The 26,294-nt window shown below is 30.1% G+C and carries 26 protein-coding genes and 1 other RNA gene; 14 read left to right on the top strand and 13 right to left on the bottom strand.

Going from position 1 to position 26,294, the window contains the following annotated elements; all coding sequences use genetic code 11:
• Positions 1-115: 115 nt before the first annotated feature.
• Complete coding sequence (locus H0I28_RS02140; protein ID WP_218733036.1) at positions 116-955, bottom strand: 1,4-dihydroxy-2-naphthoyl-CoA synthase; 840 nt, start codon at positions 953-955, stop codon at positions 116-118.
• Between the two features lie 98 nt (positions 956-1,053).
• Between H0I28_RS02140 and H0I28_RS02135 the strand changes: the two genes are divergently transcribed.
• Complete coding sequence (locus H0I28_RS02135; protein WP_254712819.1) at positions 1,054-2,181, top strand: alpha/beta hydrolase-fold protein; 1,128 nt, start codon at positions 1,054-1,056, stop codon at positions 2,179-2,181.
• A 279-nt stretch (positions 2,182-2,460) separates the two neighbouring features.
• On the opposite strand, the gene H0I28_RS02130 is transcribed toward H0I28_RS02135, so the two are convergent.
• The 5 genes from H0I28_RS02130 to ffs form a co-directional block, all read right to left on the bottom strand.
• Positions 2,461-2,952, bottom strand: coding sequence for a DNA-binding protein (locus H0I28_RS02130; protein ID WP_254712818.1), 492 nt, complete (start codon positions 2,950-2,952; stop codon positions 2,461-2,463).
• Positions 2,952-4,610, bottom strand: a complete 1,659-nt coding sequence (menD, locus tag H0I28_RS02125) for a 2-succinyl-5-enolpyruvyl-6-hydroxy-3-cyclohexene-1-carboxylic-acid synthase (RefSeq protein ID WP_218760283.1) — start codon at positions 4,608-4,610, stop codon at positions 2,952-2,954. The genes H0I28_RS02130 and menD overlap by 1 nt, the downstream gene beginning before the upstream one ends.
• 119 nt (positions 4,611-4,729) lie before the next feature.
• Positions 4,730-5,383: a fructose-6-phosphate aldolase gene (gene fsa / locus H0I28_RS02120; RefSeq protein ID WP_165730188.1), complete on the bottom strand. Its 654-nt coding sequence runs from the start codon at positions 5,381-5,383 to the stop codon at positions 4,730-4,732.
• A gap of 202 nt (positions 5,384-5,585) precedes the next feature.
• The gene (locus tag H0I28_RS02115; RefSeq protein ID WP_218760282.1) at positions 5,586-6,389 is read right to left on the bottom strand and encodes an SDR family oxidoreductase; all 804 of its coding nucleotides are present in this window, start codon (positions 6,387-6,389) and stop codon (positions 5,586-5,588) included.
• A gap of 157 nt (positions 6,390-6,546) precedes the next feature.
• An RNA gene (ffs, locus tag H0I28_RS02110) (signal recognition particle sRNA small type) lies at positions 6,547-6,645 on the bottom strand.
• Between the two features lie 175 nt (positions 6,646-6,820).
• Here ffs and H0I28_RS02105 point away from each other — a divergent pair.
• The 4 genes from H0I28_RS02105 to H0I28_RS02090 all read left to right on the top strand — a co-directional run bounded on the left by H0I28_RS02105 (position 6,821) and on the right by H0I28_RS02090 (position 11,950).
• Entirely contained in the window at positions 6,821-7,342 is a 522-nt protein-coding gene (locus H0I28_RS02105) for a DUF4199 domain-containing protein (protein WP_218733032.1), read from the top strand.
• Positions 7,343-7,406: 64 nt separating this feature from the next.
• Positions 7,407-8,363 carry a glycosyltransferase family 2 protein gene (locus tag H0I28_RS02100; protein ID WP_218761546.1) on the top strand — a complete coding sequence of 319 codons (957 nt, stop codon included), beginning with the start codon at positions 7,407-7,409 and terminating at the stop codon, positions 8,361-8,363.
• A gap of 42 nt (positions 8,364-8,405) precedes the next feature.
• On the top strand, positions 8,406-10,121 hold the full coding sequence (locus H0I28_RS02095; protein WP_218760280.1) for a phospho-sugar mutase: 1,716 nt from the start codon (positions 8,406-8,408) through the stop codon (positions 10,119-10,121).
• Complete coding sequence (locus H0I28_RS02090; protein ID WP_218760278.1) at positions 10,121-11,950, top strand: ABC transporter ATP-binding protein; 1,830 nt, start codon at positions 10,121-10,123, stop codon at positions 11,948-11,950. Before H0I28_RS02095 ends, H0I28_RS02090 begins: the two co-directional genes overlap by 1 nt.
• 6 nt (positions 11,951-11,956) lie before the next feature.
• Here the strand turns inward: H0I28_RS02090 and H0I28_RS02085 are convergent, their stop codons facing one another.
• Together H0I28_RS02085 and H0I28_RS02080 are read right to left on the bottom strand one after the other, a co-directional pair.
• On the bottom strand, positions 11,957-12,754 hold the full coding sequence (locus H0I28_RS02085) for a glycosyltransferase (protein WP_218752631.1): 798 nt from the start codon (positions 12,752-12,754) through the stop codon (positions 11,957-11,959).
• A 7-nt stretch (positions 12,755-12,761) separates the two neighbouring features.
• Complete coding sequence (locus tag H0I28_RS02080) at positions 12,762-14,180, bottom strand: CCA tRNA nucleotidyltransferase (RefSeq protein ID WP_218760277.1); 1,419 nt, start codon at positions 14,178-14,180, stop codon at positions 12,762-12,764.
• A gap of 362 nt (positions 14,181-14,542) precedes the next feature.
• Between H0I28_RS02080 and H0I28_RS02075 the strand changes: the two genes are divergently transcribed.
• Complete coding sequence (locus tag H0I28_RS02075) at positions 14,543-16,561, top strand: LTA synthase family protein (RefSeq protein ID WP_218760276.1); 2,019 nt, start codon at positions 14,543-14,545, stop codon at positions 16,559-16,561.
• Positions 16,562-16,593: 32 nt separating this feature from the next.
• Here the strand turns inward: H0I28_RS02075 and H0I28_RS02070 are convergent, their stop codons facing one another.
• The 3 genes from H0I28_RS02070 to H0I28_RS02060 are packed head-to-tail and all read right to left on the bottom strand — an operon-like array spanning position 16,594 to position 19,135.
• A complete protein-coding gene (locus H0I28_RS02070) occupies positions 16,594-17,556 on the bottom strand; it encodes a stealth family protein (protein WP_218760275.1) in 963 nt (320 codons plus the stop codon).
• On the bottom strand, positions 17,543-18,307 hold the full coding sequence (locus tag H0I28_RS02065) for a glycosyltransferase family 2 protein (protein ID WP_218760274.1): 765 nt from the start codon (positions 18,305-18,307) through the stop codon (positions 17,543-17,545). Before H0I28_RS02065 ends, H0I28_RS02070 begins: the two co-directional genes overlap by 14 nt.
• A gap of 12 nt (positions 18,308-18,319) precedes the next feature.
• Positions 18,320-19,135, bottom strand: coding sequence for a 2,3,4,5-tetrahydropyridine-2,6-dicarboxylate N-succinyltransferase (locus H0I28_RS02060; protein ID WP_218733023.1), 816 nt, complete (start codon positions 19,133-19,135; stop codon positions 18,320-18,322).
• Between the two features lie 381 nt (positions 19,136-19,516).
• Between H0I28_RS02060 and ruvX the strand changes: the two genes are divergently transcribed.
• From ruvX to mazG, 4 genes are all read left to right on the top strand, one after another.
• Positions 19,517-19,927 (top strand): Holliday junction resolvase RuvX, encoded by a 411-nt coding sequence (gene ruvX / locus H0I28_RS02055; protein WP_165730167.1) that lies wholly within the window; start codon positions 19,517-19,519, stop codon positions 19,925-19,927.
• Between the two features lie 251 nt (positions 19,928-20,178).
• On the top strand, positions 20,179-20,769 hold the full coding sequence (gene def, locus H0I28_RS02050) for a peptide deformylase (RefSeq protein WP_218733021.1): 591 nt from the start codon (positions 20,179-20,181) through the stop codon (positions 20,767-20,769).
• A 102-nt stretch (positions 20,770-20,871) separates the two neighbouring features.
• Positions 20,872-21,291 carry a DUF5606 domain-containing protein gene (locus tag H0I28_RS02045; RefSeq protein ID WP_218752623.1) on the top strand — a complete coding sequence of 140 codons (420 nt, stop codon included), beginning with the start codon at positions 20,872-20,874 and terminating at the stop codon, positions 21,289-21,291.
• 87 nt (positions 21,292-21,378) lie between these two features.
• Positions 21,379-22,158 (top strand): nucleoside triphosphate pyrophosphohydrolase, encoded by a 780-nt coding sequence (gene mazG, locus H0I28_RS02040; RefSeq protein WP_218733019.1) that lies wholly within the window; start codon positions 21,379-21,381, stop codon positions 22,156-22,158.
• Positions 22,159-22,215: 57 nt separating this feature from the next.
• On the opposite strand, the gene H0I28_RS02035 is transcribed toward mazG, so the two are convergent.
• Positions 22,216-23,178, bottom strand: a complete 963-nt coding sequence (locus tag H0I28_RS02035) for a glycosyltransferase family 2 protein (RefSeq protein ID WP_218760273.1) — start codon at positions 23,176-23,178, stop codon at positions 22,216-22,218.
• 682 nt (positions 23,179-23,860) lie between these two features.
• On the opposite strand from H0I28_RS02035, the gene H0I28_RS02030 reads away from it, so the two are divergent.
• From H0I28_RS02030 to H0I28_RS02020, 3 genes are read left to right on the top strand one after another with little or no spacing between them, the layout of a single operon-like run.
• Complete coding sequence (locus H0I28_RS02030) at positions 23,861-24,397, top strand: YfiT family bacillithiol transferase (RefSeq protein ID WP_218733017.1); 537 nt, start codon at positions 23,861-23,863, stop codon at positions 24,395-24,397.
• Between the two features lie 9 nt (positions 24,398-24,406).
• A complete protein-coding gene (locus tag H0I28_RS02025; RefSeq protein ID WP_218752620.1) occupies positions 24,407-24,871 on the top strand; it encodes a DUF962 domain-containing protein in 465 nt (154 codons plus the stop codon).
• Between the two features lie 3 nt (positions 24,872-24,874).
• Positions 24,875-25,213 carry a tRNA-binding protein gene (locus tag H0I28_RS02020; protein ID WP_218760272.1) on the top strand — a complete coding sequence of 113 codons (339 nt, stop codon included), beginning with the start codon at positions 24,875-24,877 and terminating at the stop codon, positions 25,211-25,213.
• 155 nt (positions 25,214-25,368) lie between these two features.
• On the opposite strand, the gene H0I28_RS02015 is transcribed toward H0I28_RS02020, so the two are convergent.
• Positions 25,369-25,527, bottom strand: a complete 159-nt coding sequence (locus H0I28_RS02015; RefSeq protein WP_082864245.1) for a YqaE/Pmp3 family membrane protein — start codon at positions 25,525-25,527, stop codon at positions 25,369-25,371.
• 288 nt (positions 25,528-25,815) lie between these two features.
• On the opposite strand from H0I28_RS02015, the gene H0I28_RS02010 reads away from it, so the two are divergent.
• Positions 25,816-26,292, top strand: coding sequence for a lipocalin family protein (locus tag H0I28_RS02010; RefSeq protein ID WP_218733014.1), 477 nt, complete (start codon positions 25,816-25,818; stop codon positions 26,290-26,292).
• Positions 26,293-26,294: the final 2 nt, after the last annotated feature.

Raw genomic sequence — 26,294 nt, 5'->3', positions numbered from 1 at the left:
GAAGGAACTGCAAACTGGGTAATTTGGATTTTTAATTATTTATTTCTTTTAGAGCAAGCTCAAACATATTACTAAAACTAAATACTATAGCTTTAAACTGAAATTACATAATCATCTATGGTATCCATTTTTTAGGGAAGTTTGGTTTTCTCTTTTCAAGAAAAGCATCTCTTCCTTCTTTTGCTTCATCAGTCATATAAGCAAGTCTTGTTGCTTCTCCTGCAAAAACTTGTTGACCAACCATTCCGTCGTCTGTTAAGTTCATAGCAAACTTTAGCATTTTTATAGAAGTCGGACTTTTTTCTAAAATTTCTTGTGCCCACTCATAAGCGGTGTCTTCTAATTCGTCATGAGGAATAACGGCATTTACCATCCCCATTTCATAAGCCTCTTGCGCAGAGTAATTTCTTCCTAAGAAAAAGATTTCTCTAGCTCTTTTTTGCCCAACCATTTTTGCCAAATATGCAGAACCATAACCACCATCAAAAGAAGTTACATCTGCATCTGTTTGTTTAAAAATAGCGTTTTCTTTAGAAGCTAAAGTTAAATCGCAAACTACATGTAAACTGTGTCCGCCACCAACTGCCCAACCTGGTACCACAGCAATAACTGCTTTTGGCATAAATCGGATTAAACGCTGTACTTCTAATATATTTAGCCTGTGATAACCATCGTCACCAACATAACCTTGGTGTCCTCGTGCTTTTTGATCTCCACCAGAACAAAAAGAATACACACCGTCTTTGGTACTTGGTCCTTCCGCAGAAAGTAGCACAACGCCAATATTTACATCTTCGCCTGCATCGTAAAAAGCATCGTATAGTTCTTTAGTTGTTTTTGGTCTAAAAGCATTTCTAACATTAGGTCTATTAAATGCAATTCTAGCAACTCCATTACACTTTTTATAGGTAATGTCTTCGTATTCTTTAACAGTTTTCCACTCGGGTTGTATCATAATTTTGTATTTTGGACGTTCTTTTAGAAGAACAAAAAAATTGGTTACAAAAATAAAGATTCAAATTTATGATAAAGAAATCGTTCACCCTAATATTTATGTTGATTTGCCTTAGCGGGTATGCACAAAAAATAATAAATAAAACAATCATCTCCGATTACGCAGATGATAAAAGGGACATAAAAATATATTTACCAGAAGGTTATGATCCTGAAGAGGACAAAAATTATCCTTTAGCAGTTGTTTTAGATAGTGAGCTTTTGTTTGATATGTATGTAGGGAATTCTGTGTTATTTGCAGCTAAAGACAAAGCTCCAAAACAAATTGTGGTAGGAATTGAAATGGCTAAAACCAGAAAAAAAGACACCTATTTTAATGTAACTACAGGCGAATTTACTGTAGATAACAAGAAATTTTATCAATTTATAAAAGATGAAGTTATTTTTGAAATCGAAAGCAATTACAATACTTCTCCTTTTATTTCTATTATTGGTCAAGGTACTTCTGCAAATTTAGTATCCTTTTTTTTAGGAGAAAAAATTCCACTTATCAATTCTTACATCTGTATAAACCCTCTTTTTTCTGATTTTATAGGACAGCAATTGCAAAGTTATAATTTACCGAGATACGAAAAGGAAGACAATACTTTTTACCTATACATAAATAACTCTACATCGTTTTCTGTTGATAAACAGACTAAAATAGGAGAATTACAAGGAGGCTTAAAATCTTTAGAGATAAAAAACCTTAACATTATAAACGACACCATTAATACTCCAAGTAGCATATCTGCTATTGGTGAAGCGATTCCTAGAGCACTAAATCAAGTTTTTCAAGTGTACTCTGCCATTTCTAAAGAGGAATTTGACAAAAACATAAAAGATCTATCGCCATCAGATGCTATTGCTTATTTAGAAAACAAATACTTAGAAATTGATTTTCTTTTTGGAAGTAATTTAGGAATAAGAGAAAGTGATATTTTTGCTATCGAGAAATTAATTATGGAAAAGGAAAATGGAGATCAGTTACTTCCTTTTGGTAAAATGATTTTAAAACTATACCCTTCATCTCCACTAGGTGATTACTATATTGGTAAATTTTACGAAAGCAGTAAACAAATTAATAAAGCAATTGTACAGTATAAGATTGGTTACGGAAAAATGGATCCTGCAGACCCAAATGCGGATAGGTTTTATGAAAATATTCTAAGATTAGGCGGGAGGTAAAAAGTATGCAGTATGCAGTATGCAGTATGCAGTATGCAGTATGCAGTATGCAGTATGCAGTATGCAGTATGCAGTATGCAGTATGCAGTATGCAGTATGCAGTATGCAGTATGCAGTATGCAGTATGCAGTATGCAGTATGCAGTATGCAGTATGCAGTATGCAGTATGCAGTATGCAGTATGCAAAATTAAAAAATCTATATTCGTTAAAAAATAACAAATACTATTAATTAAAAATATTTTTACTGCCTACTGCTAACTGACGACTGAATACTTATGTTACACCAACTCTATTCTATCTTCTTTGATAAGAATTAGTTTTTGTCTATATAAATTTCCTACTGCTTTTTTAAAGGCTTTTTTACTCATTTTCATATGAAAACGGATAGAATCTGGAGAACTTTTATCTGTCAATAATAAAAAACCTTCTCTACTTTCTTTTAGTTTTGTCAATACTTTTTCTACATCAGAATCAATAACATTTCTAAAACCTTGTGGTCTCAAAGAAACATCTATTTTTCCATCTTCACGAATTTGTTTCACATAACCAACAACCTCCATGTTTTCTTCCAATTCCTGAAAAACTTCACTTCTAAAAAGTAAACCATCAAATTCTTCATTAATTAAAACGGTGTATCCTAAATTTGTTTCTGTTTCAATTACTAAGCTGACTTTCTCTCCCTCTTTCAAGTACATCTCTACCTCTTCCGAGTTATTTTCGTCATCTTGTAAGTTCTCTTCTTCGTCGTATAAATCTTCTTGTAAACTCATTATTGTATGTATTTAAAATATTCTTTTAAAATTAAATTATTTTCTTCACTTGGCGTAAAGATTTCTAATATTTTTGGTTTTTCTGATGTTTCATAAAAACCTTGTAAATGTTCTTGTACTCTTTCTGTAGTATCTGCTTGTAAATAATCGAAATGATACATTTTACATAAATGCGCTGCAGTTAACGTATGCGGAGTTTCAAAATATTTTGAAGCATTGGTAGCTCCTGGTCCTGGAATAATTTTAAAAATTCCACCTCCAGAATTATTAATTAAAATAATTCTAAAGTTTTTAGGTATGTTAGCATTCCACAATGCATTACTATCATAGAAAAAACTAATATCTCCTGTAATAAAAACCGTCTGATTTTCATTTGCAAAAGCAGCACCAATTGCAGTAGAAGTACTTCCGTCAATTCCGCTTGTTCCTCTATTACAAAAAACGGTATTCGAATTATCTATAGAAAATAATTGTGCGTATCTAATTATAGAACTGTTGCTAATTTGCAACTGACTATTGGCAGGAATACTCTCTACAACCTGCTCAAAAACTTTAAAATCTGAATGTATTGCTTTAGATAAATATTCTTGATGTTTTAAACGTTTTTCATCACGAAATTGCAACCATTTTTGTTGATACTTACTTTCTTTTTTTATTATTGTTCTATTAAATTTCGAAAAGAAATCAACTGGCTTTATTTGTATAAATTCAGATAAACAGAAAAACGTATTTACTGCTTTCTTTTCATCAATATTCCAATGGTGTTTTGGTGGAAATTTTCTTAAAAATTGTTTAATTTTCTTAGAAACAATCATCCCTCCAAAAGTAATTAATACTTCTGGTTTTAAATCTTCAAACTGTGTGTCATTCAAAGAAAAAATTAATTGATCTATAGAATTAACAGACTTTTCTTGATGTAAATTAGAAGTTGTTTCTGTTAAAATTAACACAGATTCATCCTCAGCATACAAATCCATTAATTTATGTAAATCGGCATCAGGATAATTAACACCAACAAGAATCATTTTCTTTTCTGCTGTGTTCCATATTTTTGATAAATTATCATAATCAATATGAGAATTATCTAAAGAACTTAAAGAAATATGCGGAAAATTAAAACTTTGCATTTCTTCAACCGTTTCATACAAAGGCTCATCAAACGGAACATTAATATGTACAGGACCTTTTTGTGAAACTGCTACTTGCAAAGCTTCTCCTATTAATTGAGAATTACGTGTTTTGTACTTCTCGTTTTCAATTAGATTGGCAGCGAACAAAATATGATTATCAAAAACATTTTCTTGACGAATGGTTTGTCCGTCTCCAATATCAATTAAATGTTTTGGTCTATCCGCAGAAATTACAACCAACGGAATGTTACTGTAAAATGCTTCTGCAATTGCCGGATAATAATTTAACAAAGCAGAACCCGAAGTACAAACAATTGCAACTGGTTTCTGAGTTTGTTGCGCAATACCTAATGCAAAAAAAGCAGCACAACGCTCATCCACAATACTTAATGTTTCAATTTCTGGATGATTAGAAAAACCAACTGTTAAAGGAGCATTACGTGAGCCTGGAGAAATAACAACCGTATCAATATTAAATTGACTACATGCTGAAATTACAATTTGTGCGAGTTCTTTTTTTGGGTACATTACTATAAATTACAAGGTGACAAAGTTACAAAGTCCAAAAGTTATTAAAGACAAAAAAGTCAGAAAGTAAAATATTTTTCTACTTTCTGACTTTATTATATAAAAACCAACTATGTTGGCTAGTTTCCTTTTTTGTAATCTGCTAAAAATGTAGCTAAACCACTATCTGTTAATGGGTGTTTTAACAAACCTTCAATTGCACTTAAAGGTCCAGTCATAACGTCAGATCCTAATTTTGCACAGTTAATAATGTGCATTGTATTACGTACAGAAGCTGCTAAAATTTGAGTTTCGAAACCGTAATTGTCATAAATTAAACGAATTTCTTTAATCAAGTTCATTCCGTCTGTAGAAATATCATCTAAACGACCAATAAATGGAGAAACATACGTTGCTCCTGCTTTAGCAGCCAATAAAGCCTGACCTGCAGAAAACACTAACGTTACGTTTGTTTTAATTCCTTTAGAAGAAAAATATTTACACGCTTTTACACCGTCTTTAATCATTGGTAATTTCACAACAATTTGAGGGTTTAAAGCAGCCAAAGCTTCACCTTCTTTTACCATTCCGTCAAAATCTGTAGAAATTACTTCTGCAGAAACATCACCTTCTACCAATTCACAAATTTCTTTGTAATGATTAATAATGTTTACTTCGCCAGTAATACCTTCTTTAGCCATTAAAGATGGGTTTGTAGTAACTCCGTCTAAAATACCTAAAGCTTGCGCTTCTTTAATTTGCTCTAAATTTGCAGTGTCAATAAAAAATTTCATTTGTATATATTTAGTTGTAATTGTTCTATTTATTTTGGGCGTTCGAGCGGGCTTTACGCACTCGCTTTTTTTGTTAAAAAACAAAAAAGAGCTCAAACAATTGCTTCAATCCCTAACGCAAAGATAGTTACTTGTTTATAAAATTAAGAATTGAAATAAAACTATTTACTTACTACTTATAAACATTAAAAACTGCCTAAAACTATAATTTATAATGGTTCATTAATATTTTCTCGTAAGTTCTATCTGGCAAAATTCGCTTTAAAACAATGGAGAACTTTTCCATAAATCCACCAACTTTGTAATGAATCTTCGGGTTTTTAGTTTCTATAATCCTATGTACAGCCTTTGCCATTTCTATCGGATCCATTCCGCCACTTACATGCGCATCCATCAAATTTAAATTCATTTGATAATTCTCTTTATAAGCAGAATCATCAAAAACCGGCGTATGATATCTTCCTGCGGCAATATTGGTTGCAAAATCTCCAGGAGCAACACAAGCAACTTTAATTCCGAATGGTTTTACTTCCATACTTGTTGCTTCTGTTATGGTTTCCAAAGCACCTTTTGTAGCAGAATACAATCCCCTGAAAGGTAAGCCCATATAACCAGCAATAGAAGTTACATTAATAATAGTACCCGATTTTTGTTTGCGCATTTGTGGCAAAGCAGCTTTCATTACATCTACAGCACCAAAAAGATTGGTATTAAAAACAGCTCTCATTTCATCAGTCGGCGTATCTTCAATTGGACCCGTAATTCCCATTCCTGCATTATTAACCAAAACATCTAACCTTCCTTCTTTCTGAATGATTAAATCGATTGCTGCATTAATAGTATCAACCTTTAAGACATCCAAAGCAATTAATTCAAAAGAAAAATTGGCAGTGTTTTTAGGATTTCTACTTGTACCATATACTTTATATCCTTTTTCAGATAAAAACGTAGCAATAGACTTCCCTATTCCGGATGAAGCTCCAGTAATTAATACAACTTTAGACATAAATAATAAATGCTTGAAAAATTAAAAATACTTAATAATTAAATGTTGCCACAAATATCTTAAAAGAAAACGAAGGAAACTAAAAAGGAGAAAGTTAATAATTGCTCTAAAAAAGAAAAATTCTGAAGAAATTCAGAATTAAATAGAGAGAAATAAAAAATGGCAAGCTACCTACATCACACCGCTACAACCTAATACCTTTGCTGCGTTCCCGCCCTGGAGGATTCAAAGGGAGCTAGTTGTGTAGGACTTGCCGCTGCAAATTTACACGCTTTTTTGATATTGACAATAAAAAAAGTGTAAATTTTATGTAACATTTTCAACACTCTGAATACTAATGAATTGTTGTGATAGTAAACAAACTTTTATAAATAATTAAAAACTATCAACAATGAAAACAATATATTTGTATAACTAACTAAATTAAAAAAATGGAAGATCAAGCAAACAGTAAAAGTCTAATTGTAAATTATGGTGTTATTTTAGCAGTAGCTGGAATATTATTGAGTGTTATTACCTATGCAATGGGTGAACACCTTAAACCTCACTGGTCAATTTCAGTTATATCTATTGGTTTAACCACAGCTTTAGTTGTTTTAGGTATAAAAAAATATAAAGAAATTAATAGTGGTTTTATCTCTTGGGGACAAGGTGTTAAAATTGGTGTTGGTATATGTATACTTTCTGCATTAATTACAGCCATTTATCAGTATATTTTTATGACTGTTATAGAGCCTGATTTTATGCAACAAGCTATGGAAATTCAAAATCAAGCATATTTAGATGGTGGAATGACAGAAGCGCAAATTGAAGGTGCTAATGAAATAGCACAGAAATTTCAATCTCCGGGCATTATAGCTGCTATTTCAATTATTGGTGCTGCAATATTAGGTTTTATTATTTCTGCAATTGCTTCTGCAATCATGAAAAAAACTGAAGAAGAAACATACTAAATTTTAATATTTGAGGTTTTTGTACAAATTAAACTTTGAATTATAAATATTGAATAAAACAAACATGGATATTTCGGTAGTAATACCACTTCTTAACGAAGATGAATCTTTACAAGAATTATACGATTGGATTGCAAAAGTTATGCAATCCAATCGTTATTTATATGAAATCATTTTTATAGATGATGGTAGTACAGATAATTCTTGGAGTGTAATTGAAAAACTATCCGCTGCACATACCGAGGTAAAAGGAATTCAGTTTCAAAAAAATTACGGAAAATCGCAAGCTTTAGATGCTGGTTTTGACATGGCAAAAGGAGCTGTTGTAATTACCATGGATGCCGATTTACAAGACAATCCAGATGAAATTCCTGAATTATATGATCTAATCATTAAAGAAGATTTCGACCTAATTTCTGGTTGGAAAAAGAAGCGTTATGACAACGTTATCACTAAAAACATCCCTTCAAAATTATTTAACGCTGCTGCCAGAAAAACATCTGGTTTAAAACTAAACGATTTTAACTGCGGCTTAAAAGCTTACAAAAACGAGGTTATAAAAGCAGTAAAAGTAAGTGGAGAAATGCACAGATACATTCCTGTTTTAGCCAAAAACGAAGGCTATACTAAAATAGGAGAAAAAGTAGTACAACACCAAGCAAGAAAATACGGAGAAACTAAATTTGGAATGGACCGTTTTGTAAATGGTTTTTTAGATTTAATTACCATTTCTTTTTTATCAAAATTTGGTAAAAGACCCATGCACATTTTTGGTCTTTGGGGAACTTTAATGTTCTTATTTGGAACAACATCTGCATTTTATATTGGCGCCTATAAACTTTACAAACTTTTTAACGGTATTAAAACAATTTTAATAACAGACAATCCTTGGTTCTATATAGCATTAACTTCTATGATATTAGGAACACTATTATTTTTAGCAGGATTTATTGGAGAACTCATTATAAAAACAAAAAGTAACGAAAAACACTATACAATTAAAGAAAAACTCAATTTCTAAATAGTATATTTGTATTTCAACTAAGCAACATAATTTTAAACGATGGATAATATTTTAGACAAAGCAAAACAATGGTTAACAGCTACTTTTGATGCTGAAACTCAAACTGAAATTCAAGAATTAATTAACAATAATCCTGATGCTTTAGCAGACAGATTCTACAAAGACATGGAATTTGGAACTGGAGGAATGCGTGGAGTTATGGGTGCTGGAACCAACAGAATTAACAAATATACATTAGGTAGAGCAACTCAAGGCTTGTCTAATTATTTAATAGAAAACGTAAAAAAAGAACAATTAAGCGTAGTAATTGCGTACGATTGTAGACATAACAGTAAAAAGTTTGCTAAAGTAGTCGCAGATGTTTTATCTGCAAATAATATAAAAGTATTTCTTTTTGAAGATTTACGCGCAACTCCAGAATTGTCTTTTGCCGTTCGTCACTTAGGTTGCGATGCTGGTATCGTTTTAACGGCTTCTCACAACCCGCCAGAATATAACGGTTACAAAGTATATTGGGCAGATGGTGGACAAATTGTTCCTCCACATGATGGTGGAATTATTGGAAAAGTAAATGCATTAGATTTTTCTGAAATTAAATTTGATGCAAACGAAAGTTTAATTGAAGTAATTGGTAAAGAAGTTGATGATGTTTTTATTGAAGCATCTGTAAAAAATGGTTCTTTATCTGATAAAGTAGATCGTAAAAATTTAAAAATTGTATTTACATCTTTACACGGAACTTCTATAGTTTCTGTGCCTGATGCATTAGCTAAAGCAGGATATACAGATGTACATATTGTTGAAGAACAAAGAGAACCAGATGGAGATTTCCCAACTGTAAAATCTCCAAACCCAGAAGAGCCAGAAGCTTTAAAGATGGCAACTGACTTAGCGAATAAAGTTGGTGCAGATATTGTTATTGGTACCGACCCAGACTGCGACAGATTAGGTGTAGCTATTAGAGATACAAACGGAAACATGAAATTAATGAATGGGAACCAAACAATGGTTGTTATGACTGAATTCTTGTTGAAGAAGTGGAAAGAAGAAGGCAAAATGAACGGAAAACAATTTGTAGGATCAACTATTGTTTCTACGGAGTTGGTTAATGATGTTGCTGCAAGTTATGGTGTTGAAACCAAAGTTGGTTTAACTGGTTTTAAATGGATCGCTAAAATGGTTAGAGATTTTCCAGAGCTAGACTTTATTGGTGGTGGTGAAGAAAGTTTTGGATACATGGTTGGTGGTTTTGTAAGGGATAAAGATGCAGTAACTGCAACACTTTTAGCTTGTGAAGTTGCTGCGTATGCTAAACAAAACGGAAGTTCTTTTTACGAAGAGTTATTGGCTATATATGTTAAAAACAACTTCTATAAAGAGCATTTAATTTCAATTACTAAAAAAGGAATGGATGGTGCTGCAGAAATTCAGCAAATGTTAAGCGATATGCGTAACAATCCATTGACTGAAATTGATGGAGAAAAAGTAGAATCTCTTTCTGATTACGATGCATCAACTAGAAAAAACCTTATAACCGGTGAGGTAACAAACATCGATTTACCAAAATCTAATGTTTTAATTTACCAAACAGAATCTGGAACAAGAATTGCTGCAAGACCAAGTGGAACAGAACCAAAAATAAAATTCTACTTTAGTGTAAATACATCTTTAGATACTAAAGAAAACGCTACTTCTGTAGAAGCTGCTTTAGATGCAAAAATTCAAAGAATTATTAAAGAAATGAAATTGAATTAATGGGATATTTTAAGGACATTCTAAAATATGAGAAAAAGTATCGAAAATTTACTATTTTAAATATTCTATTTAATATACTTTACGCAGTTTTTAATGTGCTTTCTGTATTGGCGTTTATTCCTGTTCTAAAAATTTTATTTGGAGAAGAAAGAGTAGCCATTTCAAAGCCAATTTATAGTGGTATCGGAAATATTGGTAGTTATCTAGAAAATGAATTTAACTACTTTATTTCTCAAAAAATTATTAATGACGGCGAAATAAACGTGCTTTTATTTATTTGTTTATTATCACTGTCATTATTCTTTTTTAAAAATTTATTTAGATATCTAGCTTCTTATGCAATTGCTTTTTTAAGAACAGGAATTGTAAAAGATTTAAGAGATAATTTGTATAATAAAATTGTAGAACTCCCTATTGCCTATTTTTCAGAAAAAAGAAAAGGAGACATTATAGCTCGTATGACAGGAGATGTGCAAGAAGTAGAGAACTCAATAATAAGCTCTGTACAAACCATTGTTAGAGAACCTTTAACAGTTGTTATTTCTATAACAATTATGCTGTACATGAGTTTAAAACTAACATTGTTTGTTTTTGTTTTATTACCCGTTTCTGGTTTTATAATATCATCTATTAGTAAAAAGTTAAAATCGAAATCGGCAAAAGCACAAAAGGAAACTGGTAATTTCTTATCTTTTATTGAAGAAACATTAACTGGATTAAAAATTATTAAAGGCTTTAATGCAGAACATGTAATCGCAAAAAAATTCAATAACTCAACACTTCATTTTAAGCAATTAATGACAAGTGTATATCACAGGCAAACATTAGCTTCACCTATGAGTGAGTTTTTAGGGTCGGCAACAATTATAGCGATTCTCTGGTATGGTGGCACAGAAGTTTTGTCTAATACAGGTAATTTAAAAGCGAGTCAGTTTTTAGGGTACATTGTACTTTTTTACACTGTTTTAAATCCTATAAAATTAATTACGACCACCTTTTATAACATTCAAAAAGGAGAGGCTTCTGCAGAAAGAATTATGACGGTTCTTAATACAGAAAACACCATTAAGGACAAGCCGAACGCAATTATAAAACAAGACTTTACAAATAAAATAGAATTTAAAAATATCTCTTTTAAGTATAAAGATGAATATGTTTTAAAAAACTTTTCTTTAACGATTAATAAAGGAGAAACCGTTGCTTTAGTGGGGCAATCTGGAAGTGGAAAATCTACCTTGGCAAATTTAATTACTCGTTTTTATGATGTTAATAAAGGGGATGTACTTATTGATGACAACAATATTAAAGACATCACTAAAAAGTCTTTAAGAAATTTAATGGGTATTGTTTCTCAAGATTCTATTCTATTTAATGATACGATTACCAATAATATTAAATTAGGAACACAGCAGGCAACTGATGATGCGGTTTTAGAAGCTGCAAAAATTGCTAATGCAGACGAGTTTATTCAGAATTTACCTGAAAAATACGATACAAATATTGGTGATAGTGGAAACACACTTTCTGGCGGACAAAAACAACGTTTGTCTATTGCAAGAGCAGTTTTAAAGAATCCTCCAATAATGGTTTTAGACGAGGCTACTTCTGCCCTAGACACAGAATCGGAACAATTGGTACAACTTGCTTTAGAAAAAATGATGCAAAACAGAACATCTTTAGTAATTGCACACAGACTATCTACTATACAAAAAGCAGATAAAATTGTAGTACTTAAAAAAGGTAAAATTGTAGAGCAAGGTAAACACGACGAATTACTTGCTAAAAAAGGAGAGTACTTTAAGTTGGTTACTATGCAGAGTTTATCATAGTGCCAACTAAGTTACCTTATCTAATCCGTTTAAACAGTAATAGTTTTTTTTTAGTTTTTTATTCTTAAGAATCTGTTTATTAAATAATAAATCTTCTTTAGAATATTTTTCTTTATGAAATAAATGATAAACAATAGCTTTGTTTTTTACAGATTTACCTTTAATACCAATAGACTTAAGCCTCCATTCAATATCATTATCTTCACCTACTGCCGCTCTTTGATAATCTTCATCAAAACCATTTACTTTATAAATTGTCTTTTTAGAGATTCCCCAATTACATCCAAGCAGCCATTTTTTATCACTATTGTAAGACAAATTTAAAAATGGACTATAAACTCCAATTTTTTTCTTTTTGCTTTTTGAAAATAAAACATTAGGTAAATCTAACAGTTTTAAATTAAATGTTTTTTTAAGCTTTGATGTAAGTCTTTCTGAAAGCATCACCCTACGTCCCTTTAACATAACGTCTTCTTCAAAATTTTTTATGTAGGCTTTTATAAAATGTTTATGAGGAACACAATCTCCATCAATAAAAACCAATAAATCACCTTGAGCCAATTTAGTAGATTTATTTAGCATCATGTTTTTTCTAAACCCTACATCTTTATCTTGATTTGTGTGCTTTATTGGGAAATTATAGTCTTTTTTACAGTTTTCTAAAAAAGTAAATGTATCTTCATTATAATCATCTTCAGAAACAATGACCTCAAAATTAGTTTCACTTTGATTTTGTAAAGCTTTTAAAATTAAGTTGAGATTAATTTTATTTTTATAATAAGAAATAATTACAGATACTTTCATTTTTTATCTAAATTTTCAAACCCAATTCTTTTCCTTTTTCAATCATAAAATCATAAGATGCTTGCTTTTCATTTGGTATTTCTCCTTCTAAAATAGCCTCTTTAATAGCTTCTTTAATTTGACCTATTTCTCTACAAGGTCTTAAATTAAAAGCTTCCATAATTTCTTCACCAGTAACTGGTGGTTGAAAATTACGTACTTGATCTCTCTCCTCTACCTCTTTTATCTTGATTCTTACCAACTCAAAATTTTGGTGATAACGTTTAAATTTCTTGGGGTTTTTAGTTGTAATGTCTGCCTCACATAAAGTCATTAATGAATTAATATCATCTCCAGCATCAAAAACCAAACGTCTAACTGCAGAATCTGTAACTTCCGTTGCTAAAACAATAGGTCTAGAACTTAACATGACCATTTTCTGAACAAATTTCATTTTGTTATTCATAGGCATTTTTAAACGCTTGAATAACTTATACACCATTTTAGAACCTACAAATTCATGAGCATGAAAGGTCCAACCTACTTTTTTACTAAATTTTTTAGTTGGTGCTTTTCCGATATCATGCAATAATGCCGCCCATCTTAACCAAACATCTGCTGTATTTTCAGAAATATTATCAACCACTTCTAAAGTGTGGTAAAAATTATCTTTGTGCTTCTGCCCTTCTACTTCCTCCACTCCTTTTAGAGCCATTAACTCAGGTAATATTTGCTTTAACAAACCTGTTTGTTCTAACAATAAAAAACCAATTGATGGTTTTGGAGATGACAAAATTTTATTCAATTCGTCCACAATTCTTTCACGAGTGATAATTTTTAATCGATAAGCATTTCTAGAAATTGCATCTAAAGATTCTCTATCAATATTAAAATTTAATTGCGTAGTAAAACGAATGGCACGCATCATTCTTAGAGGATCATCAGAATACGTAATATCTGGATTTAAAGGTGTTTTAATCACCTTACTTTTCAAGTCCTCTATTCCATTGAAAGGATCTAATAAAGCGCCAAAACTATCTTCATTTAAACTTAAAGCTAACGCATTAATCGTTAAATCTCTTCTATTTTGATCGTCTTGTAAATTACCTTCTGTAACATCAGGATTTCTACTATCTTCAGAATACGATTCTTTTCTAGCGCCAACAAATTCAATTTCTACATCATTATAACGTAACATTGCAGTTCCGTAGGTCTTAAAAACTTGTACCTTGGGTTTATTTGGCAACAGTTTAGATACTTTTTGAGCCAACTCAATACCACTACCAACCGCTACAACATCAATATCTTTAGAGTTTCCTCTTTTTAAAAAAAAATCACGTACATAACCGCCAATTACATAACTCTCTATTTGTAACTCTTTGGATGCTTTGGATATAACATTAAATATTTCTAGAGAAATGGCTTCTTTAAAGAATTGTTTTTGCATGAATTTATGCTCTTAAAGTTCGAATATAAGTCACCAATCTATAAGTAATTGGTCATTTTACATTCATGTTAATTTACCGCAAATTTACTATATAAAACATGCTACACAAAAAAATGAATTACTTTTTCTTAAAATGATTCTAAGGTAATAGTTAGCAATACAATTACCATAGTAATAATCTCTCGGATAAATAATAAGTAATAAAAACAACTTAGTGATTTGTATCTATAAGTACTTTGTTTTATTCAAGTCTTTAGCAATAAATATAAATTAAAACCGATGCTAGATTCTCTCAAATATTGAAATGAACTTTATAACTGTGTATTCTAAAAATACTATCTTTGCGCTCCTATATAATACCTATGTTTCAAAAAATTCCGAGTTACATAAAATACATTTTTACAAATGTATTTTTTCTATTTATTTTCGCAGTACTTTTTAGAGGAATCTTCTACCTTCTATTTATACAAGTAGAAGATCTTGATCCACTAAAATTACAAAAAGCTATTTTCTTAGGTATACGTTTTGATTTAAAACTTGCCGTTATTGCTTTTTTCCCACTAGCGATATTACTTTTAATCACTAATTTTCGTTTTTTTGAAAGGAAAATTTATAAAAAGATAGCGAATACATATCTCGTTTTAACTTATTTGACCTTAACTTTATTTTACTTATTTGACCTTGGTTATTATGAGTATTTAGGAATTCGATTAGATGCTTCTTCACTTCGATTTTTAGGTAATTTAAAAATATCTAGTCAAGTTTTAGTTGAAAGTTATCCTATTTATAAAGGACTTATAGGGTTGATAATCTTATGTTTTATCATCTATAAATATGCTAATTTTGTATATAATATATTTTCAAAAGCACATCAAGAAATAACAAAAAAAGTAAAAGCAGTAATTATTATTCTAACCATACTCGTTTTATCTTTTGGTATCTATAACAGTATTACACACTACCCATTACGCTGGAGTGAGGCTTTTTTCTCTAAAAACACTACCGTAAATCAATTTGCATTAAACCCTGTTTTATATTTCTTTGATAGTTTTTCATTTAGAAGTGAAGGTGCTAATATTGAAAAATTTAAAGCTTATTACCCTGTAATTGCAAAACACTTAAACTTACCAAAAGACACTATAAATTTTGCAAAGAAAGTAACTTTTAAAGAACCATATAAAGAGAAGCCAAATGTAATTTATGTAATGCTAGAATCTACAGGAACGGCAACATTGAGTCACTATGGTAATCCTTTAAACTCTAGCCCAAAAATGGATTCTATTATAAAGGAAAGTTTAAGCTTCTCTAAATTCTATGTTCATAAACCAGGTACAGCAGCAAGCGTTTTTGCTAGTGTTACGGGGTTACCAGATATAGAGGATGTAAAAACGGCTTCTAGAAACCCTATGATTATAGATCAACGTATTATTTTTGATCAGTATGAAGGGTATCAAAAACAATATTTTATAGGTGGCTCTGCAAATTGGGCGAATATAAGAGGCGTATTTCAATCGAATGTAAAAGATTTACAAATTTTTGAAGAAGGTAGTTTCGAAGAAGAAAACAGAGCTGATGTTTGGGGAATTGATGATTACGATTTATTTAAAGAGTCTGACAAAGAATTTAAAAAACTACATGAAAGCGGAAAACCTTTTGTTGCCTACATTCAAACAGCAACAAACCACATGCCTTTTACAGTACCTGACAAAAAAGAAAGTTTTAAACCTATTTTAGAGGACGAAATAGACGAAAAAACCTTGTCAAAAGGTGGTTTTAGATCTTTAGGACAATTAAACGCAATTAGATATTTAGATTTTAATGTTGCACGTTTTTTAGAAAGAGCTAAAGAAACTGGTTATTATAACAATACTATTTTTGTCTTTTTTGGCGATCATAGAGGAGGTATGAAAAAACTAAATTTCTTAAAAAATAATCAAGATGATTTAGGGATACAAGTGCATAATGTGCCATTTTTTATTCATGCCCCAAAATATGTAAAACCTCAAGTAGTTAATAAATATGCTAAATTAATAGATGTGTTTCCTACGGCAACAAGTATCGCTAAAGTAGACTATACAAATTATACTTTAGGAAGAGACCTATTAGATAGTACCAACACAGATACTGCTGCTTTTGTCTACTTACAAAGTAAAGGAGAAAAAGGAGTTGGAATATTAAAAGATAATTTTTATTACGAGAAAACAAACATCTCTAAAAAAACGAGTTTGTACAGTTTAGATGCAAATACAGTAAAAGATATTCAGTTAGAGAAGCCTGAGGTTGCGCAACAAATGGATAGCCTTTTATCGGCTTACTATTATACAACCAAATATTTATATTTTAACAACAAGAAAATACCTAAATCTACAACTGTAGACTAAATACTTAAAGCTATAATTGGACTTCAAAATAATTACTCGTATTTATTTTGAAGCCAATTTTTTATATAAATTAGTTTTTCTGAAGGACATTGGTCTAAACTCTGCATACATAAAAAGAGTTTATTTTGATTTTTCTCAGCTCTTTTAATTTTATTCTTAATAAAAAAAAGAGGTTTTTTATAGCTCTGAAAATAAACCAAATTATAATTATTTTTTTTAATTGAGGTTTTATTCTTTATCTCTAAATGATTAGCCAAACTTTGAGCGATATACTGACTATCACTTCTAAATCTTGGCTTAATATTTAAAACCTCTAACGACTGATTATCTTTATAAAAATTCTCAAAAGTCGACTTTCTTAAAGGTTGAGGTGTATGATGAAATTTAAAGTATTTTTTTAAACCTAAGATTTGGGCTGCTTTTTGTTGTGCAATTTTATGCCCAACTCTTTTCTCTTTTTTTTGTTTCTTAAAAATATTTTTTATTTTTTTATATAAAACATCACTATCAAATCTTAACCAACTCCCCCTTAATACAGGTAAATCACCTATAAAAAAATCTTCTACTTTTGTTTTCTTTAGTAAAAAAAAATCATCATTAAAATAAATAAACCTTTCTGATAAACCGGGTATTTTATATAACCTTGTTTCTATTGACCTAGAATTGAACGTTGGTAAAAAGTTTTCATGATTTTTAAATATATCTTTATGATCTATAATCTTCACTTTGGAATAAAGTGATGAATTCTTTTTTAAAAATTGAGGTGTCTGATTATCTGTAACTATATAAATATGTCTTATAAATGTAGCATACTTTAAAATAGACTTTACACAAAATTCGATTTCACCGATTTGCCCATAACGCAGATTAATTCCCTTAGGAGATAGTATAATTTTATCATCTAAATATCTTCTCATTTTGGCTTTATGTACGGGATCATTTCCATCTACCCAAGTAATAACAGCATCAATAACAATTCCTTTAGATTCTTCCATTTAAATGCTTCTTATTATTTAATAACCATAACTTAATATACCTCGTTAACACACCATAAGCTTGTGTTTTTGCAACTAAAAAACCTGTAAAACCATCTAAAAACCCAAGGCGGATAAAATAATGAATAAAAAACCTTGCAGAGGGTTTTATCATTACATGATAAATATTCACTTTAGCTCCTCTTTCATGTAATTCTTTGGCTCTAATTGCTGCATAATGATTCAGCTTAGAAATGTAATGATCATAATTTCTATATGAAAAATGGTCTATTTTATGTTTAAAAAAACCAATTTCTCCATTCGCTGCAATTCTTTCATGAACAGCTCCTTTATAATTGCAATGTTCTTTTAAAAATAAACGAATTACTTTATCTCTCTGAAACCCAGAATAATTTACCTTTTTTTCGCAAAAATAGAAAGTCCTTCTTATATAAAAACCGACAAAACCATTCGGGTTTTTAACCGCTTCTAAAATTTCTTTTTTTACTTCTGGCGTAACTCTTTCATCTGCATCTAAAATATAAATCCAGTTATGTGCTGCTTGGTCAATTGCAAAGTTTTTTTGAGAAGAAAAATCATCAAACTTTCGCTTGATGATTTTTACATGTAGCTTTTCAGCTATTTCTAAAGTTTTATCTGTACTATAAGAATCTATAACAATAATTTCATCTGCAAAACTTACTGATTTAATAGCATCAGCAATATGAATTTCTTCATTTAATGTAGGTATAATTGCTGTGATTTTTGTCATAGTACCTAATTCTTAAACGGCTACATCATATTCACGTAGCGCATCGTTTAAAGAAGTCTTTTTATTGGTACTTTCTTTTCTCTTCCCTATAATTAAAGCACATGGCACATTGAAATCTCCTGCTGGAAATTTCTTTGTATAACTACCAGGAATCACTACAGAACGAGCAGGAACAACACCTTTAGTTTCTACAGGTACATCACCAGTAACATCAATAATTTTAGTACTCATTGTTAATACAACATTTGCACCTAAAACTGCTTCTTTTTCTACTCTTACACCTTCTACAACAATACATCTAGAACCAACAAAAACTCCGTCTTCTATAATTACAGGTGCCGCTTGTAATGGTTCTAAAACACCACCAATACCTACTCCACCAGAAAGGTGAACATTTTTACCAATTTGTGCACAAGAACCAACCGTAGCCCAAGTATCTACCATAGTACCTTCATCTACATACGCGCCAATATTTACATAACTTGGCATTAAAATAGTACCTGGAGAAAGATAAGATCCTTTACGAGCAGACGCTCCAGGAACTACACGAACTCCCTGTGCTGCGTAATCTGTTTTTAAAGGCATTTTATCGTGGTATTCGAAAATACCAGCTTCTAAAGTTTCCATTTTTTGAATAGGGAAATATAAAACTACCGCTTTTTTTACCCATTCATTTACTTGCCAACCATCCGTTGTTGGTTCAGCAACTCTTAACTCTCCTTTATCTAATAAATCAACAACTTTTCTAATTGTGTTAATTGTATTTTCTTCTTTTAACAACTCGCGGTTTTCCCAAGCTGACTCTATGATTTCTCTAATTTCTTTCATTCTAATATGTATATTTGCGCAAATATAAATCTATCCACAAAAACGTGGACGAATATACGTTTTTTAAACAGATTATTACATCTTGTTTAAAATACAATTATCATTTATCTTCGAGAAAACACATAAGACCACTTTGTATTTAGAATCAAGAACTAAGGCTTGATTGTAACTATCTGACAAACAAATGTTTTTTAAATGATTGACAATAAAATTGAATTGTTTCATGCCTATGTAAGTGTTAGGAGAATAAAATTGAATTTAACTAGACATTTTGGGTGTTTATACGGCATAAAACAAAAAAAAACGTTAACTAATTGATAATATTTAAATTAAACAGTAGTTATTATATTATAACTTTTATTTTTGCAAAAAACATTTAATTTGGGTAAAATTCTCGCCATCGATTTTGGTAAAAAAAGAACAGGTATTGCAGTTACAGATGAACTACAAATTATTGCCTCTGGTTTAACAACGGTGAACACCGATGATTTAATTCCTTTTCTGAAAAAATATATTTCTGAAAATAAAGTAGATCTTTTTCTGGTAGGAAAACCGAAACAGATGAATAATACCGATAGTGAAAGTGAAGTTTTAATACTTCCGTTTCTAAAAAAACTAGAAAACCAAATACCTCAAATTCCACTGTTAAGAATTGATGAACGTTTTACTTCTAAAATGGCTTTTCAAACGATGATTGATGGAGGCTTAAATAAAAAGCAACGTAGAAATAAAGCTTTGGTTGATGAAATTAGTGCTACCATTATTTTACAGTCTTATTTATATAGTAAGTAATAAAACGCAAAATTGTTAGATTGTTTGCTAATGTTATTCTATTAGTTAAGCAACTTTTACAATTAAGTTTTTTCATGCGATGAATGAGAAACTCACTTTAAACAATAGGTTCTTTTTAGATGTTTTAACCTTATTAGAGCAAAGACAAAACTGTTTAAAAAATAAAACTCAAAAAAAAATAAAATCCAATTTCAAAAAATTCGTAATTCGTAATTGTAAATTGTATTTTTGCCAATCTTAAAAATAAAGAAATGATATTACCAGTTGTAGCTTACGGAGATCCTGTTTTACGAAAAATGTCCGTAGAAATTGATGCAGATTATCCTAATTTAGAAAAATTGATTTCTAATATGAAAGAAACCATGTACAATGCTTCTGGTGTTGGTTTGGCAGCTCCTCAGATTGGTAAAGCAATCCGTTTATTTGTTATTGATGCTTCTCCTTTTGCTGAAGATGAAGATTTATCTGAAAAGGATAGAGCAGCTTTAAAGGATTTTAATAAAGTATTTATAAATGCTAAAATATTAAAGGAAGAAGGTGACGAATGGGCTTTTAACGAAGGATGTTTAAGCATTCCTGATGTTAGAGAAGATGTTTTTCGTCAGCCAGAAATTACTATTGAATATCAAGATGAAGATTTTAAAACTCATACAGAAACTTTAGACGGTTTAGCTGCAAGGGTTTTTCAACATGAATACGACCATATAGATGGAGTATTGTTTACAGACAAACTCTCTTCCCTTAAAAAGAGGTTGATAAAAAAGAAATTAGAAAATATTTCTAAAGGGAAAGTTAATGCAGACTACAGAATGCGTTTCCCAAATGCAAAAAAAGGTAAATAACAAAAAACCATGTCTTTTTCTAGCTCAGTCACAAACTAATTGTTTTTGATTTAAGAAAACGTTTGTCTGTTCTGGAAATGACATCTAATAAAATATACAAAAATGGAATTTAACAAAATTATTGCCGTAACTGGTAAACCTGGATTATTTCAAGTAATCTCACAATCTAAAAATGCAGTAATCGCAGAATCTTTAGTAGAAAAAAAACGTGTAGCAATTAATGCTGCTCAAAACGTTAGCTTGTTAGAAAACATAGCAATTTACACGTATGAAGAAGATGTGCCTTTATTAAACATTTTTACTTCTATGTATGAAAAAACAGAAGGTAAAGAGGCTTTATCTCATAAAGAAAGTAGCAAAAATTTAATTGCATTTTTCTCTGAGGTTTTACCTGGTTATGATGAAGAAAGAGTATATGCTTCTAACATAAAAAAAGTAATTCAGTGGTTTAATATTTTAGTAAAAGCTGGCATGGAATTTCCTAAAGTTGAAGAAGTATCTGCTGAAGAAACTGAAAAATAGTATTCAGTATTCAGTATTCAGTATTCAGTATTCAGTATTCAGTATTCAGTATTCAGTATTCAGTATTCAGTATTCAAAACTAAAAAAATGAATAGCAGAAAAGAACAATTAGCGGCTTTTAATAGATTGTTAGATATTATGGACGATCTTCGTGAGAAGTGTCCGTGGGATAAAAAACAAACTTTAGAAAGCTTACGTCATCTTACTATTGAAGAAACGTATGAATTGGCCGATGCTATTCTAGATAATGACTTACAAGAAATTAAAAAAGAATTAGGCGATGTGCTTCTGCACATCGTCTTTTATGCTAAAATTGGAAGCGAAAAAAAGGCTTTTGATATTGCTGATGTTGCCAATGCAATTTGCGACAAATTAGTACACAGACACCCACATATTTACGGAGATGTTGTTGCTGAAACAGAAGAAGAAGTAAAACGTAATTGGGAACAATTAAAATTAAAAGAAGGAAATAAATCTGTTCTAGAAGGTGTTCCTAAAAGTTTACCTGCGGTTGTAAAAGCAAGTAGAATTCAAGAAAAAGTAAAAGGTGTTGGTTTCGATTGGGAAAAACCCGAACAAGTTTGGGAAAAAGTACAAGAAGAACTCACAGAACTAAATGAAGAAGTAAAAGCAGGAAATCAAGAAAACACAGAAAAAGAGTTTGGTGATGTCTTGTTTTCTATGATTAATTACGCTCGCTTTATTGGCGTAAATCCAGAAAATGCTTTAGAAAAAACGAATAAGAAGTTTATTAATCGTTTTCAATTTCTAGAACAAGAAGCTAAAAAAGAAGGCAAGGAACTTGCTGATATGTCTTTAACTGAAATGGATGTGTATTGGGAGAAATCTAAAGAATTTTTTAAGTAAAAAAATAAACTAGACTATTTTCTATATCAAGTTGATGATTACAGTCGAAACCTTAATTTACTTATTCTTCTTCGGGTAAAATTGCGATTCTAAAAACCCTAATCCATATCCTAAAAACTGGGTTAAAGAAGTTAAGATACTCAAGAAAGCTACATACAAACTCCTATTCTGCACTAAAGAATCTAAGAAGACAAGCAGAAAATAAAATCCGTAGAAATACAACAATTGGTTATAGCCCAAAATGGCTAAAATGATACTCACATCAATTCCAATAATAAACAAAGAAGGAAACCAATAGGTCGGTTTTGCTGTTGTGGGATATTTTTTATTCAAAATAGGTCTAGCTGTTCCAAAACCAAAGGTCTGTTTAAAAAATTGCTGAATAGAGCTTCTTCTTTTATGATACACAAAAGCTTTTTCTATTAACTGTGTTTCACAATCGTTTTCCCAAAGTCGGAATGTTAAATCGATATCTTCTCCGTTTTTCATTTTAGAAAAACCCTGTGTCTTTTTAAAAGCTATCTGAGACAACCCCAAGTTAAAACTTCTTGGTTGAAATTTACCGACAGCTTGTTTTTTACCTCTAATTCCACCTGTAGTTAACACAGAAGTCATCGAGTAATTAATTGCTTTCTGTAACGAAGTAAAACTTTTATGCGCTGCATCTGGCCCACCAAAAGCATCTGTAAAATTAGTCTCTAAGGCTTTTTGCACTTCGGATAAATACTGTACAGGAACAATAACATCAGAATCCAAAATAATAAAATAATTTCCTGAAGCATTTTGCATTCCGAAATTACGGCTCGCTCCTGCCCCACTGTTTTCTTTAAAAAAGTATTTTAAATCTAATTCAGTTTTATATTTCTCAACAATTAAATTACTTTTATCCGTAGAACCATCCTCTATAATTAAAACTTCAAAATCATCAGAAAAATCTTGTTTTGTAAGACTTTCTAACAACTCCTCTATTTCATTAGGACGATTGTAAACTGGAATTATTAAGGAAAAATTGAGACTCAAATTATAAATATTTTCAACGTTTTAAATGTTAAACTAATTTAAAACAATCTTGTAAATGTAAAAAATTGAACGCTCATAAATCAAAAAAACAACAAAAAAACAGATAGCTTTAGCTTAGTATAATTAAAAATGCCATCAGAATAAAAATAAAACCACTAATTTTATTTAACCAAACATTAAAATTAGGATTACTCTGTAACTTTTGAGAAAAAAGACTCGCAAAAAAAGACAATCCTAAATATCAAACTGTACCAATAGGTGTAAATGTAAAACCTAATAAAAAAAAAGGCACTGGATTTTCTATTTCTAAAGGATTAATAAACAGTGGAAAGAAGGTAAAAAAAAATATCAATTTTATATATCTAAAAACATACGATTTATTTAGTTAGATGAGCAAATAGATTTGTTTATCCATTAGAGAAAAAACGATCAAAAAGATTATTGAATTTAGCAAATTGGTAAAATAAGAAGTAAAAGGATATTATTTTATTTGAAAATCGTGCTTTTCAAAATAAACGCTATATTATACCCAAATAAATCAAACGTTTTTGATAGCATGGTAGAAGCCTATTTTTTGAAAAAAGATACTGCCAATGCAATTATCAACTTTAAAAAAGCGTTAGCTATTAAACCAGAAAATAAAAATTCTGAACGTTTTTTAAAGAAAATAACAAAGAAATAAATGACACTAGAAGAACTAAAATATCCGATAGGAAGAACAAATATTCCAAAAAACATCACAAATAAAAATATTGAAGATTGGGTTTCTATTTTGGAAAGATTTCCTCAAGAACTAGAATTCCTAACCAAAGACCTATCTGACAAACAATTAGACACACCGTACCGTGAGGGCGGCTGGACAATTAGACAGGTAATACATCATTGCTATGACAGTCATCATAATTCATATACGCGTTTTAAATGGGCTTTAACAGAAGACAAACCTGTTATAAAAGCCTATTATGAAGAACGTTGGGCAGAATTAGAAGATTCTAAATCTGACCCTGTATTTTTATCAATTGATGCTTTAAAAGCCTTACATTCTAAATGGGTGTATTTCTTACGTAAATTGACGGATGCACAGTTAAACAAAATATTTATTCATCCATCTGGAAATAAAGAAGTTAGTTTAAAAGAAAACATTTGTATCTATGCTTGGCATAGTAAGCACCATTTTGCACATATAGAAGAATTGATGATTCGTGAAGGTTGGAAATAAAAACGACTTATGAAAACAGCTAAAGAATATTTTGATGAATATGCAGTTAGTCATCAAAACGAAACAAATCAAGCGATACATTACATTTGTGTTCCTTTAATTTTTTTTAGTGTTATTGGTTTACTCATGAGTATACCAACCACATTTTTAGAAAACACATTAAACTTATCTAATCCTTTAATAGAAAATTGGGCTGTAATAGTTGGTCTTGTTATTTCTATTTTTTATTTGCGTTTAGGCTTTTGGTATTTTATAGAAATGTCTTTGATAATTTTAATAACAATTGCAGCCAATTTTTGGCTAAGTAATCAAGTAAACCTGCTTTTCGCATCTTTAATTATTTTTATTTTAGCTTGGATTGGCCAGTTTTATGGACATAAAGTAGAAGGTGCAAAACCATCATTCTTAAAAGATTTAGAATTTTTATTGATTGGTCCTTTATGGGTAATACAAAAATTAGGAAAGAAAAAATAAGGAATGAAAGAAGAAATTACCTTTGAAGATTTTTTAAAAGTTGATATTAGAACAGGAACTATTATTGAAGTGAATGATTTTCCTAAGGCTAGAAAACCTGCCTATCAACTAAAAATTGATTTCGGCGCATTGGGTATTAAAAAGTCTAGTGCGCAAATAACTGATTTATATACAAAAGATGATTTACTAAACAAACAAGTTTCTGTAATTGTAAATTTTAAACCTAGACAAATTGCCAACTTTATGAGTGAATGCTTAGTAATTGGTGTTTATAATACTGCAGGAGATGTGGTTTTATTACAAGCCTCTAAAGAGATAAAAAACGGAGAGCAAGTTAATTAGTGGTTTAAGGTTTAAGGTTTAAGGTTTAAGGAATTAAAAACACCTCCACATAGAAACATAGTAAACATAGGTTTATTTTACGCAAGAAGTACAATAGTTTCAGGTTTCAAGTTTCTTGAAATCTGTAAAACTAACTTATGTCAATGCCATAAAAATTAATTCTTCGGATTATTTAAAATGACTAAAGCTCCGATTACTCCAGGAATCCATCCGCAAAGCGTCAGTAAAAAAATAATAAAGAAAGAACCACAACCTTTATCTATCACAGAAAGTGGCGGAAAGAAAATAGCAAGTAATACCCTTATAAAACTCATTTTTATATTTAGTTGGTTACAGAAATAAGACGAACCAAAAATAAATTTGTTACAGAGAAATGCTAAAAAAATAAAGTTTAAATATGTTATTTTCTATTTATAACCTCAACAAAATCAACATTAAATAACAGAATAGACTTTATTTAAAATAAATTGTAAAAAAACTCAAAAAATATGTCAATAAAAGTGACTATCTTTATAAAAACGTGTCTTAAACTATAGCATATAAAAATAAAGAATATGCTAACTAGTATTCTTAACTTTGCAAAAAACTAATCTATATTACTTATGAAAAAAATTTTATGTATTGTTTTATTTATTTCAGTAGCTATTGCATGTAAATCTACCTCTGCAGTTAGTACCAAATTAGACAATAAAACCGAACGTATTTTAAAAGGAAATTTTACAATGACTGCTGTTGACTTTCCTGGATCAGACTTTTTAAATGTAACTTCTTTTTACATAGCAGACTCTAAATGTTTTGTTGGTAGTGACTGGAGTTTTGTTTCAAATAACAACAAAGGAGAAATGGCACTTACTAGTCTAAGCACCTCTTGTAAAGAATTTAGTTCTCCAATAACTTGGTACCTAAATAAAGATGGAAAATTTGTTTTAAAAATCATTAACGACTACAAAGCAAAAGAAGTAAATAATGGTTTTGTTTTAGATATTATAAATGTAACAGAATCAAGCTTCCAATTGGTAGACCAAATTAACGTTGCAGGACAAACAAAAGATATTACTTACTCTTTTCAAAGAAAATAATT

Origin of the sequence: Polaribacter sp. AHE13PA (genome assembly GCF_019278505.1) — a bacterium.
Lineage (GTDB): Bacteria > Bacteroidota > Bacteroidia > Flavobacteriales > Flavobacteriaceae > Polaribacter.
The sequence above is the reverse complement of the archived record's forward strand: the minus strand, read 5'-3'. Positions and strand labels throughout refer to the sequence as shown.

What these genes read in the sequence shown, in the direction of transcription:
- H0I28_RS02140 (WP_218733036.1), bottom strand. Translation starts at nt 955, where the DNA reads ATGATACAACCCGAGTGGAAAACTGTTAAAGAATACGAAGACATTACC.
- H0I28_RS02135 (WP_254712819.1), top strand. Translation starts at nt 1,054, where the DNA reads ATGTTGATTTGCCTTAGCGGGTATGCACAAAAAATAATAAATAAAACA.
- H0I28_RS02130 (WP_254712818.1), bottom strand. Translation starts at nt 2,952, where the DNA reads ATGAGTTTACAAGAAGATTTATACGACGAAGAAGAGAACTTACAAGAT.
- menD (WP_218760283.1), bottom strand. Translation starts at nt 4,610, where the DNA reads ATGTACCCAAAAAAAGAACTCGCACAAATTGTAATTTCAGCATGTAGT.
- fsa (WP_165730188.1), bottom strand. Translation starts at nt 5,383, where the DNA reads ATGAAATTTTTTATTGACACTGCAAATTTAGAGCAAATTAAAGAAGCG.
- H0I28_RS02115 (WP_218760282.1), bottom strand. Translation starts at nt 6,389, where the DNA reads ATGTCTAAAGTTGTATTAATTACTGGAGCTTCATCCGGAATAGGGAAG.
- H0I28_RS02105 (WP_218733032.1), top strand. Translation starts at nt 6,821, where the DNA reads ATGGAAGATCAAGCAAACAGTAAAAGTCTAATTGTAAATTATGGTGTT.
- H0I28_RS02100 (WP_218761546.1), top strand. Translation starts at nt 7,407, where the DNA reads ATGGATATTTCGGTAGTAATACCACTTCTTAACGAAGATGAATCTTTA.
- H0I28_RS02095 (WP_218760280.1), top strand. Translation starts at nt 8,406, where the DNA reads ATGGATAATATTTTAGACAAAGCAAAACAATGGTTAACAGCTACTTTT.
- H0I28_RS02090 (WP_218760278.1), top strand. Translation starts at nt 10,121, where the DNA reads ATGGGATATTTTAAGGACATTCTAAAATATGAGAAAAAGTATCGAAAA.
- H0I28_RS02085 (WP_218752631.1), bottom strand. Translation starts at nt 12,754, where the DNA reads ATGAAAGTATCTGTAATTATTTCTTATTATAAAAATAAAATTAATCTC.
- H0I28_RS02080 (WP_218760277.1), bottom strand. Translation starts at nt 14,180, where the DNA reads ATGCAAAAACAATTCTTTAAAGAAGCCATTTCTCTAGAAATATTTAAT.
- H0I28_RS02075 (WP_218760276.1), top strand. Translation starts at nt 14,543, where the DNA reads ATGTTTCAAAAAATTCCGAGTTACATAAAATACATTTTTACAAATGTA.
- H0I28_RS02070 (WP_218760275.1), bottom strand. Translation starts at nt 17,556, where the DNA reads ATGGAAGAATCTAAAGGAATTGTTATTGATGCTGTTATTACTTGGGTA.
- H0I28_RS02065 (WP_218760274.1), bottom strand. Translation starts at nt 18,307, where the DNA reads ATGACAAAAATCACAGCAATTATACCTACATTAAATGAAGAAATTCAT.
- H0I28_RS02060 (WP_218733023.1), bottom strand. Translation starts at nt 19,135, where the DNA reads ATGAAAGAAATTAGAGAAATCATAGAGTCAGCTTGGGAAAACCGCGAG.
- def (WP_218733021.1), top strand. Translation starts at nt 20,179, where the DNA reads ATGATATTACCAGTTGTAGCTTACGGAGATCCTGTTTTACGAAAAATG.
- H0I28_RS02045 (WP_218752623.1), top strand. Translation starts at nt 20,872, where the DNA reads ATGGAATTTAACAAAATTATTGCCGTAACTGGTAAACCTGGATTATTT.
- mazG (WP_218733019.1), top strand. Translation starts at nt 21,379, where the DNA reads ATGAATAGCAGAAAAGAACAATTAGCGGCTTTTAATAGATTGTTAGAT.
- H0I28_RS02030 (WP_218733017.1), top strand. Translation starts at nt 23,861, where the DNA reads ATGACACTAGAAGAACTAAAATATCCGATAGGAAGAACAAATATTCCA.
- H0I28_RS02025 (WP_218752620.1), top strand. Translation starts at nt 24,407, where the DNA reads ATGAAAACAGCTAAAGAATATTTTGATGAATATGCAGTTAGTCATCAA.
- H0I28_RS02020 (WP_218760272.1), top strand. Translation starts at nt 24,875, where the DNA reads ATGAAAGAAGAAATTACCTTTGAAGATTTTTTAAAAGTTGATATTAGA.
- H0I28_RS02015 (WP_082864245.1), bottom strand. Translation starts at nt 25,527, where the DNA reads ATGAGTTTTATAAGGGTATTACTTGCTATTTTCTTTCCGCCACTTTCT.
- H0I28_RS02010 (WP_218733014.1), top strand. Translation starts at nt 25,816, where the DNA reads ATGAAAAAAATTTTATGTATTGTTTTATTTATTTCAGTAGCTATTGCA.